Raw genomic sequence first — 12,823 nt, 5'->3', positions numbered from 1 at the left:
AGTCGCTTGACTGAGATGCCTCATCAGTTAAGGAGGCCGGCCGGGCCGCCGGCTCCCCCCTCGTACAGTGCGGCGGCCCTCACTGGCGTCGTCCGTCCCGCCGTCTGCCCGACAACTCCATGGCGGGGCGGATGACGCATGCCGCCCTCCGCCCCGCTCCCGCGCTCGCCGGAATCCTCGGCTCAGCTCATGGTGCGGGCCCGTCGTCCTGGCTCCGACTGCTGTCGGGGGACTCTTTTCCGGTCGTTGCGCAGGACGAGCAGGGCGGCGTCGTCGGCCGGCAACTTCCCGGTGTGCCGCAGGAGTTCGGTGTAGACCGAGCGGATCAGGGACTGCGGCGAGACCGGTGGGACACGAGCGGCATCGGCGAGTGCGTCCCGCAGCGGGAAGAACGCCCCTGCCGCGTCCCGCGCGTCCTCCATGCCGTCCGTGTGCAGCACGAGCACCTCGCCGGGCAGCAGCTTCCCGATGTGCAGCACGGGCAGCTCGGCGGGGAGCGGGAAGGGCCCGAGCGGCGGCAGCGGTTCGCCGTCCGCGAGGGGCTGCGCGTGTCCGCTCAGCAGATGGGGCCAGGGGTGGCCGCAGTTGAGCGCCGAGAGCTCGCCGTCCTGACCGATCTCCAGGAGCAGTACGGTGACGAACTCCTCGGCCAGCGGGCTGTCCGGGGCCGCCGCACCGCTCGCCGGGTGCTCGGCGCGGGAGCGCTCCCGCAGATGCCGCGCGAGGGCACGCTCCAAACGGCGCAGTACGTGCGGCAGTTCGGCCTCGTCGTGCGCGGCCTCGCGGAAGCTGCCGAGGACGGCGGCGACGGTGGCGATGGCGGCGAGGCCGTGCCCGCGCACGTCGCCCATGATGACGCGGACGCCGTGGTCGGTGGCGGCCACCTCGTACAGATCGCCACCGACGGAGGCGCCCCGCGATGCGGAGAGCCGTCCCGCGGCGAGCGCGAGCCCCTCGATGCGCGGCGGCAGCGGCCGGAGCAGCACGTTCTGTGCGGCGCCCGCGACCTCGCGGATCTGCCGCAACTCCCGCAGCAGCGCCCGCCGGACATGGAGTATCAGCCCGGTCCCGACGGCGAAGAAGACGGCGCTGCTGACGATCCGCGCACCCATGCCCTCCTGCTGTGCGAGCGGACAGGCGAGTTTGTACGTGATGGCGAAGGCGCCCCACACCGTCGGCAGGCCCAGCGTGAGGGCGCGCCGGGCGCGCTTGCGCTCCACTTGGCGCAGCAGCCGGGGAATCCCTCGGGGTGCCCTGTTCCGCACCCTCGCCGGGAGCAGCGCCCGGCAGGGAGCCCCAGCCCTGATACGGATCATGCCGACGGCCCCCCTAGGCCCTGTTCAGCGTGCAAGCCGACCGCTATGGCCGGATTGATTCTGTCGACCGTGTGGACCGATCGGGCCAGAGTGACGCAACTTGTCACCCAAACGAGTGAGGGGCTCATCCGGAAGTCCGGATAAGCCCCTCTTTACGCCCCTTGTGCGCCTGGCGTCGGCTACAGGCGGTGACTACGCTCCGCGCAGCACCGCGCCCGTCCGCTCGGCCGCCAGGGCGACGGCCGCGTCACGGGCCGCGGAGGCCTCGTCGACGGTCAGCGTGCGGTCGGCCGCCCGGAAGCGCAGCGCGTACGCCAGGGACTTCTTGCCCTCGCCGAGCTGCTCGCCCTCGAAGACGTCGAACAGCCGGATGGACTCGAGGAGTTCACCCGCGCCGCCGGTCAGGAAGTACTCGACCACGGCGGCCGGCACCTCCTTGTCGACGACGAGCGCGACGTCCTGGGTGGCCATCGGGAAGGTGGAGATGCGCGGGCCCTGCGGGACTCCGTCGCTCGCCCGCTCCACGAGGTCGAGGTCGAGCTCCATCGCGCAGGTGCGCGCGGGCAGACCGAGCGCCTTGACGACGCGCGGGTGCAGCTCGCCCGCGTGCCCGACGGAGACGATCTCGCCGTCGATGACGACCTTCAGCTCGGCGCACCGGCCCGGGTGCCAGGGGCCGTACTGGCCCTGGTCGACGATGAGTTCGGCACCGGCCTCACGGGCGATCGAGCGCGCCGCCTCGACGGCGTCGGCCCAGTCCGCGGGACGGCCCTTGCCCCACCAGCCGGCCTGCTCGCGGGCGCCCACGAGGACGACGGCGGCGTGCCGGGGCTGGACGGGCAGCGCGTCGGTCAGGGACGCGATCTCCTCGTCCGTGGGGCGCCGGTCGACGGGCAGGCGCACCGCGACCTTGAGCTCCTCGCGGGGGTGGAACACCAGACCGGTCTCGAAGAGCGCCAGGTCGTGCGAGCCACGGCCGTCGTTGCGGCGCAGGGCGGCGAGCAGCCCCGGAAGCAGCGTCGTACGGAGCGCGGGCTCCTCGTCGGAGAGCGGGTTGACGAGCTTGACCACGCGGCGGTTCGCATCGTCCTTGTCCAGGCCCAGCTGGTCGAAGACGCCCTCGCCGATGAACGGGTAGCTCAGCGCCTCGACGTAACCGGCCCCGGCGAGGGCGCGGCCGACGCGGCGGTGCAGGCGCTGCCGGTCGGTCAGGCCACGGCCCGCGGGGGGCTTCGGCAGGGTCGAGGGCAGGTTCTCGTACCCCTCCAGACGGATGACCTCTTCGGCGAGGTCGTTCGGCTCGGCGAGGTCCGGGCGCCAGGACGGCACGGTGACGGTCAGGTCGTCCTGGCCGTACACGTCGCAGCCGACCTGCTGGAGGCGGCGCACCACGGTCTCGCGGCCGTAGTCCACGCCCGCGACCTTGTCCGGGTGGTCGGCGGGCATCGCGATCGTGCGCGGCGCGGTCGGGGCGATGACCTCCGTGACACCGGCCTCCGCCGTGCCGCCCGCGAGCAGCACGAGCAGGTCGACGGTGCGCTGCGCGGCGGCGGAAGCGGCCTGCGGGTCGACGCCGCGCTCGAAGCGCTTGGCGGCCTCCGAGCCCAGCTTGTGCCGGCGCGCGGTGCGGGCGACGGAGAGCGCGTCGAAGTGCGCGGCCTCGATGACCACGTCGGTGGTGCCCTGCGGCTCGCCCGTCGCGGCGTCGGTCTCGGGGTCGGCGATCTCGGTGTTCGCGCCGCCCATGACACCGGCGAGGCCGATCGGGCCGCGGTCGTCCGTGATGACCAGGTCCTCGGCGTCGAGGACGCGCTTGGCGCCGTCGAGCGTCGTGAACTTCTCGCCCTGCTCGGCACGGCGCACGCCGATCGTGCCCTGGACGCGGGAGCGGTCGTACGCGTGCAGGGGCTGGCCGAGCTCCAGCATCACGTAGTTCGTGATGTCGACGGCCAGCGAGATCGGGCGCATGCCCGCCTTCTGCAGGCGGCGCTTGAGCCAGATCGGCGAGCGGGCCTCGGGCTGCAGCCCCGTGACGGTGCGCGCGGTGAAGCGGTCGCAGCCGATCGGGTCGCTGATCTTGACCGGGTAGCCGAACGAGTTCGGCGCGGGCACGTCGAGCAGCGCCGGGTCGCGCAGCGGCAGGCCGTACGCGATGGCGGTCTCGCGGGCGACGCCGCGCATCGAGAGGGCATAGCCGCGGTCGGGCGTGACGGCGATGTCCAGGACCTCGTCGACCAGCTCGAGCAGCTCGATGGCGTCGGTGCCCGCCTCGTGCTCGGGCGGCAGGACGATGATGCCGGCGTGGTCCGTCGCAGTGGCGCCGCCCATGCCGAGCTCGTCGCCGGAGCAGATCATGCCGTGCGAGGTCTTGCCGTACGTCTTGCGCGCGGCGATGGCGAAGTCGCCGGGCAGCACGGCGCCGGGCAGGACCACGACGACCTTGTCGCCGACCGCGAAGTTACGGGCGCCGCAGACGATCTCCTGCGGTTCGCCGGTGCCGTTGGCCATGCCGACGTCGACGGTGCAGAAGCGGATGGGCTTCTTGAAGCCCTCCAGCTCCTCGATGGTGAGGACCTTGCCCACGACGAGCGGGCCCTTGAGGCCCGCGCCGAGCTGCTCGACGGTCTCGACCTCGAGGCCGACCTCGATCAGCTTGGCCTGCACGTCACGGCCGGTCTCGGTGGCGGGGAGGTCGACGTACTCCCGCAGCCAGGAAAGCGGGACCCGCATCAGATCTCCATCCCGAACGGCCGGGTGAACCGGATGTCACCCTCGACCATGTCTCGCATGTCTTCGACGTTGTGGCGGAACATCAGCATCCGTTCGATGCCGAACCCGAAGGCGAATCCGCTGTACTTCTGAGGGTCGACGCCGCAGGCGGTGAGCACCTTGGGGTTGACCATGCCGCAGCCGCCCAGCTCGATCCAGCCCTCGCTGCCGCAGGTGCGGCAGGGGCGGTCCGGGTTGCCGACGGACTCGCCACGGCACACGTAGCAGACCATGTCCATCTCGGCGGACGGCTCGGTGAACGGGAAGTAGTTCGGGCGCAGCCGCGTCTTCATGTCCGGGCCGAACAGCGCCTGGACCATGTGGTCCAGGGTGCCCTTCAGGTCGGCCATGGTCAGGCCCTCGTCGACGGCGAGCAGCTCGATCTGGTGGAAGACCGGGGTGTGCGTCGCGTCCAGCTCGTCCGTGCGGTACACGCGGCCGGGGCAGACGATGTAGACCGGCGGCTCACGGCGCTCGAGCAGCGCACGCGCCTGCACGGGCGAGGTGTGCGTGCGCAGCACGACACCGGACTCGTCGCCCTCAGTGCCCTTGGGGCCCTGGACGAAGAACGTGTCCTGCATCTGCCGGGCCGGGTGGTCCGGGGTGAAGTTCAGAGCGTCGAAGTTGAACCACTCCGCCTCGACCTCGGGGCCCTCCGCGACCTCGTAGCCCATGGCGACGAAGACGTCCGCGACGCGCTCCATGAACGTGGTCAGCGGGTGCCGGGCGCCGGCGGGCGTGCGGTCGTACGGCAGCGTGACGTCGACCGCCTCCTCGACCAGGACGCGGGCGTCGCGCTCGGCCTCGAGCTCGGTCTGGCGGGCGGCGAGCGCCTTGTTCACGGCGCCGCGCGCCATGCCGACGCGCTTGCCGGCCTCGGCCTTGGCCTGCGGGGGCAGCGCGCCGATCTCGCGGTTGGCGAGGGCCAGCGGCGAGGTGCCGCCGGTGTGCGCGACCTTGGCCTCCTGGAGCGCGTCGAGGGAGTCGGCGGCGGTGAAGGCGGCGAGCGCCTCGTCCCGCATGCGCTCGATCTCTTCAGGTTTCAGTGCCTCGACCTCGACAGGGTCGTACGACTTGTTCGGTGCGGACATCTCTTCCCGTGCTTCCGGTTGGCTTGGCTGATGGTCCCCGTCTACGACTCGGAGACGAATCGTCCACATCGGGGACGCAAACGTGCCAAGGATCGAGTCTAACGGGGGTGACGCAGGTGAAAGAGCCCGCGGGCGGTGCTCGGGCGCATCTGAGGAGATCAGAGAAGATACGCCGGAGTGCCCACGGGCAACGTAAATCGGAACTGGGCACCGCCGCCGGGGGCACGGCCGACGGTGATCGACCCGCCGTGCGCTTCCACGATGCCCTTCACGATGTACAGCCCCAGTCCTGTCCCGCCGCGCTTGCTGCCCCGCCAGAAGCGGGTGAAGACGCGGCCCATGGATTCCTCCGGAATGCCGGGACCCTCGTCGCTCACGGTCACGGCGGTCTCGGCACCGCCCCGCTCGCGCGGTGACGAGGAGGGCGCCACGTCGATGGTGACGGTTCCCTCGCCGTGCCGCACCGCATTTTCGAGCAGATTGCTCAGGACCTGGTCGATCTTGTCGGGGTCCGCCCACAGGTCGGGCAGCGGCTGCTGGAGCCGTACGAGGAAGCGGTCCGCGTCCTGCCCGGCCGCGACGTACGCCTGGATGTGCCGGCCGACGGCCGCGCCTATGTCGACGGGCTGGCGGCGCAGCTCGAGCCGTCCGGAGTCGATGCGGGAGATGTCGAGCAGCTCGGCGATCAGCCGTGTGACGCGGTTGGCGTCCGCGTCCACCGTCTCCAGCATCAGCTTCTTCTGGTCGTCGGTGAACCGCTCCCACTTGGCGAGGAGTGTCGCCGTGAAGCCCTTGACGGAGGTGAGGGGCGAGCGGAGCTCGTGGGCGACCGTGGCGATCAGCTCGGCGTGGCTGCGTTCGGTGCGGCGGCGGGCCTCGGTGTCGCGCAGGGAGACGACGACGCGGCGGACGGGGCCGGTGCGGGCGGTGCGCACATAGCGGGCGGAGACGAGGACCTCGCGGCCGCCGGGCAGCAGCAGATTGCGCTCGGGCTGGCCGACGCGGGTGGCAAGCCCGCCGTAGGGATCGGTCAGTTGCCACCAGCGGCGGCCTTCGAGGTCCTCTAAGGGGAGCGCGCGCTCCAGCGGGGCGCCGATGGCGTCGGCCGCGCGCACCGCGGTGATGCGGACCGCCGCCGCGTTGAAGCAGATGATGTGGCCCGTCTCGTCGGCGACGACGAGTCCGTCGGGCAGCTCGTCGGGGTCGAGGCCGAGGTCGCCGAGATCACCGGAACCGCCGCGGTCCGCGCGAGTACGGACGAGGTCCTGTACTCCCGGTGCTCTGCTCGTGCCGACGCTCATTCCCCGTTCCCCACCTCTCGGACCGTGCAGTGGGCCCCGAGCCCGTCACACTACTAGCTCGATGTGACGGAGCGGCACCCTCCGGCGGCACGCTGTGCACGGGCGGACGCATAGAGGCACACGGCGGCGGCGGTGGCGAGGTTGAGGCTCTCGGCTCTGCCGTGGATCGGAACGCGCACCACGGCGTCGGCGAGTGCGCGGGTCTCCTCCGGCAGCCCCCAGGCCTCGTTGCCGAAGACCCAGGCGGTGGGGGTGCCCATGGTGCCCTTGTCCAGCTCCGTGTCGAGGTCGTCCTCGCCCGCACCGTCGGCGGCGAGGATGCGTACGCCCGCGTCCTTCAGTCCCTGTACGGCCTTCTCGACGGGTACGCCGACGGCCACCGGCAGATGGAAGAGTGAACCGACGGACGCCCGCACGGACTTGGGGTTGTAGAGGTCCACGGAGGCATCGGTCAGGACGACGGCCTCGGCGCCCGCGGCGTCGGCGCAGCGCAGGACGGTGCCCGCGTTGCCGGGGTCCCGCACATGCGCGAGCACGGCGACGAGCTTGGGCCGCGCCGCGAGGATCTCCTCGAACGGCGTGTCCACGAACCGGCAGACCCCGACGAGTCCCTGCGGCGTCACGGTCGTCGAGATGTCGGCGACGACGTCCTCGTCGGCGAGGTGCACCCGGGCCCCCGCGGCGCGGGCCTCCCCCACGATGTCGGCGTACCGCTCGGCGGCGTCGACGGTGGCGAACAGCTCGACGAGCGTCCGGGCATGCGCGGCGGCCTCCCGTACGGCCTGCGGCCCCTCAGCGAGAAACAGCCGCTCCTTCCCCCGAAAATTCCGCTTGGCAAGCCGCCGTGCGGCACTGACGCGGGGGGACTTCGGAGAGATCAACTCAGCAGCGTCGACCATGACTCACCTTCGGGGATAAGGGGCCCCGTAAGGGGCGCGGGGAACTGCGCGACCAGCCAGATGAGACCCGCGGACGGCAGAGAACAGACGACGGCAGACGACCGGCCGAACGCACTCGGACCCGCAAGCCGCTCGGCTTACGGGTCCGAAATCACGCTCAGCAAAGCGCAGCGTTACGCGGCAGCCTTGGGCGCGTTGACGTCCGACGGCAGCGCCTTCTGCGCAACCTCGACCAGCGCGGCGAACGCGTTCTGGTCGTTGACGGCCAGCTCCGCGAGGATCTTGCGGTCCACCTCGATGTTGGCGGCCTTCAGACCCTGGATGAAGCGGTTGTAGGTGATGCCGTTGGCGCGGGCAGCGGCGTTGATGCGCTGGATCCACAGCTGACGGAAGTCGCCCTTGCGCTTCTTGCGGTCGTTGTAGTTGTAGACCAGGGAGTGGGTGACCTGCTCCTTGGCCTTGCGGTACAGGCGCGACCGCTGGCCGCGGTAACCGCTGGCCTGCTCGAGGATCGCCCGACGCTTCTTGTGGGCGTTTACTGCCCGCTTGACGCGTGCCACTTTTTAACTCCTTGTAGCGGGGCCGTGGTTGGACTCACACGACCCGGTATCGATTGGGTCCCGGTCAGAGGTCAGGTGCCGTGTCCGGCACCCGAACTCACTTGCCGAGAAGCTTCTTGATCTTCTTGGCGTCGCCCGGGGCCATCTCGGCGTTGCCGGTGAGGCGACGCGTCAGACGGGACGACTTGTGCTCGAGCAGGTGGCGCTTGCCGGCGCGCTCACGGAGCACCTTGCCGGAGCCGGTGACCTTGAAGCGCTTGCTGGCACCGCTGTGCGACTTGTTCTTCGGCATAGCGCCGTTCTCTCCTCGTCAGTGGCGCTCCGATGCCCGGTCGTGAAACCGGGCATCCGGGAGCGTCATATGTGTCATTTGGCGATCCCTGGACTCGCGTCCTGGGATCAGGCCTCGGCGGGAGCTTCGGCCGGGGCCTCGGCGGGGGCTTCGGAAAGCTCCTCCTCGGCGGAGTTCTGCGAGCGGCCCGGGTTGGCCTTCGCGTCCGCCTTGCGAGCCGCCTGGGCCTCACGGGCCTCGGCCATCGCCTCGGTCTTCTTCTTGTGCGGACCGAGAACCATGATCATGTTTCGGCCGTCCTGCTTCGGGTTCGACTCGATGAACCCGAGGTCCTGGACGTCCTCCGCGAGACGCTGCAGCAGTCGGTAGCCGAGCTCCGGCCTGGACTGCTCGCGACCACGGAACATGATCGTGATCTTGACCTTGTCGCCCTGCTTGAGGAACCGGACGACGTGACCCTTCTTGGTGTCATAGTCGTGCGGGTCGATCTTCGGCCGGAGCTTCATCTCCTTGATGACCGTGTGCGCCTGGTTCTTGCGCGCCTCACGGGCCTTCATGGCCGACTCGTACTTGAACTTCCCGTAGTCCATGAGCTTGCACACGGGCGGACGGGCGTTCGCCGCGACCTCGACCAGGTCGAGGTCGTACTCCTGCGCAAGCTCCAGGGCCTTGGCAAGCGGAACAATTCCGACCTGCTCGCCGCTGGGACCGACAAGTCGCACCTCGGGAACGCGAATCCGGTCGTTGATGCGGGGCTCGGCGCTGATGGATCCTCCTCGGTAGCACCACGCGACCGTCTGGCGGACAGCCGCGTTACGTCTGTTTTCTCGACCAACCGCGCGAGGCCACAAAAAATGCCCCGACCGATCACACTGAAGGGGCTCCACGTACTACCGGAGCACCTCCGCGGTGATCGCGGGGCGCACATCGGGCGGCCCGAAGCCTCGGGGACTTCGACCGCCTGACCGGTGACCCGCCGCTCCGGGGAGCGGCCAGGTGGGAGATCGGAGCCTCCACTTGTGGGCCGGATCCTTGCGTTGGCACGCGGGTCTCCGGCCGGTCGTTACACAAGGTTAGCAGGACCCTGGGCGTGCTGCGAACCTGTGGGCCCTCGGCTCGGGGTGCGGGGGCTTCGGCCTATCGTGTGGGACATGAGCGACGCGACCCCCTTTGCCGAGTCCCCCGCGGGACCGGCCCCCGATTCTCCCGATTTCGACACCCTGACCCGTGACATCGCGGACGTCCCCGCGGTCGAGGTGATCACCACGGTCGCGGTCCACCTGATGAGCGCCGCGGCCGTGAACCTGGGCCTTGCCGAGGGCGGCGAGGGCCACAAGGACCTGGACGAGGCCCGCAAGCTGATCCACTCGCTGGCGGGACTGCTCGACGCGTCCGCCACGGAGGTCAGCTCGTTCCACGCGGCGCCGCTGCGTGACGGCCTGAAGTCGCTGCAGCTGGCGTTCCGCGAGGCGTCGCTGGTGCCGGACGAGCCGGGTCAGGGCCCCGGCGAGAAGTACACGGGCCCGGTCTTCGGCTGAGCCTTCACACCGTTCGTACGTAGAGGGGCTCGCCCGGCGGCGTCGCCTCGGCAGGCAGCAGTGCCAGGTCGAGGCCGCGCACCAGGCGGGCCCTCAGTGTTTCGTCGGCGGCGATGCGCCGGGCCACGCGCTGGGCGGCCTCCGCCGGGTCGGCATCGCCGTCGACGACCAGGGCGAGGGTGCCGTCGGAGCTGCCGGGGCCCAGATGTGCGCGGAGCACGGCGGGCTCGGCGGCGACGGCCGCGCGCACGGCGTCGGTGACGGCAGGGTCGGCGAGCGGGTCGGCGCTGGCGCGGCCCTCGGCGAGGGCGAGCAGGGCGGAACGGCCCAGTTCGTAGGGGACGGGGCCCGCGAGGTCGAGGACGATCGTGTCGGCCTGTTCGTGGGCGGCGGCCTGGAGCGCCTGGTGCAGGGGCACGGCGACGGGGCGGGCCGCCGGGTCCCACAGGGCGAGGGCCTCGATGGAGGTGAAGGCGGGCAGCGCCTTGCGGTCACCGGCCTTGAGGGTGGGGACCGCCATGTCGCTGGTCTTCTCGCGGCGCAGGCCGTTCTCGTCCTCCTCGACCTCGCCGAGCACGGCGACGACGGGGACGAGGAGCCGGGCACCGGACAGGGCTTCGAGGACCGGGCCGTGGGCCGTGCGCTCCTGCGACCAGGCGGCGAGTGCCGCGGCGAGCCGGGGGTCGGCCGTCCCGTCGTCGTCGGAGAAGCCGGGGTCGGGAATGTTCTTGTTCGCCACGGTCCGACCCTACAGAGGTGGCCCCTGGCGTCCTCCCGGCGGGATGCGCCTGCCCCGCCACAGGTAGACCGCGGCGCCGAGCAGGGCCACGCCGAGGCCGCCCGCGACCGGGCCGACCCAGCCCGCGGGTCCCGCGTCGCCGTCGTCCGGGTCGGGTCCCCTGCCGAAGTACTCCTTGCCGTACGCCGCGGTGCGCAGCCCTTCCGGCTTCAGCTTGGCGGCGCGGGCGAGGGCGGCGGCCGGGTCGACGAGGCCGTAGCCGCGGGAGTCGTCGCGGCCGCCCTCGGGGGCGTCGCGGGCGGTGTCCTCGAGGAGCTGTTTGAGCTGCGCGGGGGTCAGGTCGGGGTACGCGGCGCGGATCAGGGCGACGGCGCCCGAGACGAAGGCGGAGGCCGCGCTGGTGCCCCAGCCCTCGTAGTACTGGCCGTCGGGGTCGGCGATGATGATGTCGTCGCCGGGTGCGGCGACGGTGGCGTACCAGCGGCGGGTGGAGAACAGGGCGCGGTCGCCGTTCTCGTCGACGGCGGTGGCGGCGATCACGCCGGGGTAGGCGGCCGGGTAGGAGATGTGGTCGCCGAGCTTGCCGCCGTTGCCCGCGGAGGCGACGACGGCGACGCCCTTCTTCAGGGCGTACTGCACGGCGGCGTCCTCGGCCGGTTCGGGGTGGGCGGACTTCGAGTCGTCGCCGAGGGAGAGGTTGATGACGTCGGCGCCATTGTCGGCGGCCCAGCGGATGCCTTCGGCCAGGGCGTTGCCACGGGTGTTGCGGGCCTTCTTGCGGGCCGGGTCGCCGTCTTCGAGGATCACGCGGATCGGCAGGATCTTGGCCTCGGGCGCGATGCCGAGGACGCCGTCGCCGCGGCCGGGGCCGTGTCCGTGGCCCGCGATGATCCCGGCCATGGCGGTGCCGTGCCGGGCCCAGGGGCGGTCGCCGCGGCCGGCGCCGAAGCCGACCATGTCCTTGCCTTCGAGGACGTTGCCCGCGAGGTCGGGGTGTTTGGCGTCGATCCCGGTGTCCAGGACCGCGACGGTGATGCCCTTGCCCTTGGTGGTCTGCCACGCCTGGCCGGTGTGCATGGCCTCCAGGCCCCACTGCTGGACGCGGATGCCGTCGTTGGCGTGCGCGGTGGTGGCGGGGGCCAGGGCCAGCACGGCCGCGACCGCCGTGACCAGGAACGGCCGACGGGTCCTCATCAGCTCTTCTCCGCTGCCGCGATGGTCTTGCGCAGGCCCCGCTCGACGCGGTCGGCGATGCCCTTGGCCTCGTAGCCGAGTCCGGCCTGGGCGGGCGCCGACGTGGTGTCGGCGCCCATGGCTTCGGTGGCGGCCTGCGGCTCGGTGACGGCGCGGCCGTCGGCGAATCCGGAGACGGCGTACGCGACGACGGGCGCGTCCGGGAGCACGGACACGATCCAGGACGCGCGCTGCCGGTCGCCGAAGTCCTCGGCGGGGGTGCCGTCGGCGGCGTACGGCCGGGGCATCAGGTCGGGGCGGCGGTCGAGTCCCTCCTCCGTGAAACGGTTCCGCAGGGACCGCATGCCGTCGGAGTTCGCCTTGGTGAACAGCAGGCCCACGGTGGTGACATGGCTGCGGGTGGCGTCCGTGTAGGTGGCGCGCAGCAGCCGCAGACAGCCGACCGGGTCGAGGGCCTTCTTCAGGAGCGGGTCGAAGGCGGTCTTGCAGCCGCTGTCCGGGGCGACGGCGATCCGGGTCCAGGAGCGGTCGGCGCCGCCGGGGCCCGCGCCCTCGCCCTTGAGGGTGGGCGGGAAGAGCTTGTCGACGGGCACGCTGTGCCAGAGCTCGCCGGTGACCGCGTACGCGCTGCGGGTGGCGCCCGCGGCGTCGGCGCCGCCGGTCAGCCAACTCCCGGTCAGCGCACCGCCGATGAGGCCGAGCCCGACGACGACGCAGGCGGCCGCGGCGGCCGCGCGGGGTCGGGCCCAGGCGCCCACGGGGCGCAGGCGCGTGGTGCTGTCGTCGTACAGTGCGGGCCGCGCGAAGGACACGAAGGGCCGTCCCGCGCCGGGTCCCGGCGTCAGGTCGACGGCTCCGACCGCGCGGCGGGCGGCAGTTGAGCGGGGCTTGCCCTCGCCCGGGTGCGGGACGTCGGCGGTACGGGGCGCGGCCGCGGGCGGCGCCGACTCGTCGGTGACGGGGCGCAGTCGGGCCGTGGTCTCCTCGGGCGGCATGCCCGGCGCCAGGGGCAGGCCACTGCCGGAACGCCGCGCGGCCGCGGGCAGCACGGGCGGGACCGGCGGTGCGGACGGCTGCGGGGGTACGACGGGGCGCGGCGGCGACGCGGTCCCGGCGGCGGGCAC

At 72.0% G+C, this 12,823-nt stretch carries 12 protein-coding genes; 1 reads left to right on the top strand and 11 read right to left on the bottom strand.

Annotation, left to right across the window (positions count from 1 at the left end; translation table 11 throughout):
• Positions 1-182: 182 nt before the first annotated feature.
• The 8 genes from ACFWZ2_RS12270 to infC all read right to left on the bottom strand — a co-directional run bounded on the left by ACFWZ2_RS12270 (position 183) and on the right by infC (position 8,995).
• Positions 183-1,316 carry a PP2C family protein-serine/threonine phosphatase gene (locus ACFWZ2_RS12270; RefSeq protein WP_384544987.1) on the bottom strand — a complete coding sequence of 378 codons (1,134 nt, stop codon included), beginning with the start codon at positions 1,314-1,316 and terminating at the stop codon, positions 183-185.
• A 192-nt stretch (positions 1,317-1,508) separates the two neighbouring features.
• Positions 1,509-4,046, bottom strand: a complete 2,538-nt coding sequence (pheT, locus tag ACFWZ2_RS12265) for a phenylalanine--tRNA ligase subunit beta (RefSeq protein WP_384544986.1) — start codon at positions 4,044-4,046, stop codon at positions 1,509-1,511.
• Complete coding sequence (pheS, locus tag ACFWZ2_RS12260; RefSeq protein ID WP_384544985.1) at positions 4,046-5,176, bottom strand: phenylalanine--tRNA ligase subunit alpha; 1,131 nt, start codon at positions 5,174-5,176, stop codon at positions 4,046-4,048. Before pheS ends, pheT begins: the two co-directional genes overlap by 1 nt.
• Positions 5,177-5,334: 158 nt before the next feature.
• Complete coding sequence (locus tag ACFWZ2_RS12255; RefSeq protein WP_384544984.1) at positions 5,335-6,477, bottom strand: ATP-binding protein; 1,143 nt, start codon at positions 6,475-6,477, stop codon at positions 5,335-5,337.
• A 53-nt stretch (positions 6,478-6,530) separates the two neighbouring features.
• Positions 6,531-7,376, bottom strand: a complete 846-nt coding sequence (locus tag ACFWZ2_RS12250; protein ID WP_384544983.1) for a TrmH family RNA methyltransferase — start codon at positions 7,374-7,376, stop codon at positions 6,531-6,533.
• A gap of 173 nt (positions 7,377-7,549) precedes the next feature.
• Positions 7,550-7,936, bottom strand: a complete 387-nt coding sequence (gene rplT / locus ACFWZ2_RS12245; protein WP_062779369.1) for a 50S ribosomal protein L20 — start codon at positions 7,934-7,936, stop codon at positions 7,550-7,552.
• A gap of 97 nt (positions 7,937-8,033) precedes the next feature.
• Positions 8,034-8,228, bottom strand: a complete 195-nt coding sequence (gene rpmI, locus ACFWZ2_RS12240) for a 50S ribosomal protein L35 (protein WP_007829094.1) — start codon at positions 8,226-8,228, stop codon at positions 8,034-8,036.
• A 107-nt stretch (positions 8,229-8,335) separates the two neighbouring features.
• Positions 8,336-8,995, bottom strand: a complete 660-nt coding sequence (gene infC / locus ACFWZ2_RS12235) for a translation initiation factor IF-3 (protein WP_384545054.1) — start codon at positions 8,993-8,995, stop codon at positions 8,336-8,338.
• Positions 8,996-9,379: 384 nt separating this feature from the next.
• Here infC and ACFWZ2_RS12230 point away from each other — a divergent pair, with 384 nt between their 5' ends.
• Positions 9,380-9,766, top strand: coding sequence for a DUF1844 domain-containing protein (locus ACFWZ2_RS12230; RefSeq protein ID WP_384544982.1), 387 nt, complete (start codon positions 9,380-9,382; stop codon positions 9,764-9,766).
• A 4-nt stretch (positions 9,767-9,770) separates the two neighbouring features.
• Here the strand turns inward: ACFWZ2_RS12230 and ACFWZ2_RS12225 are convergent, their stop codons facing one another.
• Genes ACFWZ2_RS12225 through ACFWZ2_RS12215 form a run of 3 tightly spaced genes read right to left on the bottom strand, consistent with a single transcriptional unit; the run spans position 9,771 to position 12,823 of the window.
• Entirely contained in the window at positions 9,771-10,505 is a 735-nt protein-coding gene (locus tag ACFWZ2_RS12225; protein ID WP_384544981.1) for an SseB family protein, read from the bottom strand.
• A gap of 9 nt (positions 10,506-10,514) precedes the next feature.
• Positions 10,515-11,699, bottom strand: coding sequence for a type VII secretion-associated serine protease mycosin (mycP, locus tag ACFWZ2_RS12220; protein WP_384544980.1), 1,185 nt, complete (start codon positions 11,697-11,699; stop codon positions 10,515-10,517).
• Complete coding sequence (locus tag ACFWZ2_RS12215) at positions 11,699-12,823, bottom strand: hypothetical protein (RefSeq protein WP_384544979.1); 1,125 nt, start codon at positions 12,821-12,823, stop codon at positions 11,699-11,701. Before ACFWZ2_RS12215 ends, mycP begins: the two co-directional genes overlap by 1 nt.

Source organism: Streptomyces sp. NPDC059002, assembly GCF_042740435.1.
GTDB lineage: Bacteria > Actinomycetota > Actinomycetes > Streptomycetales > Streptomycetaceae > Streptomyces.
Note: the sequence above shows the minus strand (reverse complement) of the source record. Positions and strands in the feature narration are given on the sequence as shown.

What these genes read in the sequence shown, in the direction of transcription:
- ACFWZ2_RS12270 (WP_384544987.1), bottom strand. Translation starts at nt 1,316, where the DNA reads ATGATCCGTATCAGGGCTGGGGCTCCCTGCCGGGCGCTGCTCCCGGCG.
- pheT (WP_384544986.1), bottom strand. Translation starts at nt 4,046, where the DNA reads ATGCGGGTCCCGCTTTCCTGGCTGCGGGAGTACGTCGACCTCCCCGCC.
- pheS (WP_384544985.1), bottom strand. Translation starts at nt 5,176, where the DNA reads ATGTCCGCACCGAACAAGTCGTACGACCCTGTCGAGGTCGAGGCACTG.
- ACFWZ2_RS12255 (WP_384544984.1), bottom strand. Translation starts at nt 6,477, where the DNA reads ATGAGCGTCGGCACGAGCAGAGCACCGGGAGTACAGGACCTCGTCCGT.
- ACFWZ2_RS12250 (WP_384544983.1), bottom strand. Translation starts at nt 7,376, where the DNA reads ATGGTCGACGCTGCTGAGTTGATCTCTCCGAAGTCCCCCCGCGTCAGT.
- rpmI (WP_007829094.1), bottom strand. Translation starts at nt 8,228, where the DNA reads ATGCCGAAGAACAAGTCGCACAGCGGTGCCAGCAAGCGCTTCAAGGTC.
- ACFWZ2_RS12230 (WP_384544982.1), top strand. Translation starts at nt 9,380, where the DNA reads ATGAGCGACGCGACCCCCTTTGCCGAGTCCCCCGCGGGACCGGCCCCC.
- mycP (WP_384544980.1), bottom strand. Translation starts at nt 11,699, where the DNA reads ATGAGGACCCGTCGGCCGTTCCTGGTCACGGCGGTCGCGGCCGTGCTG.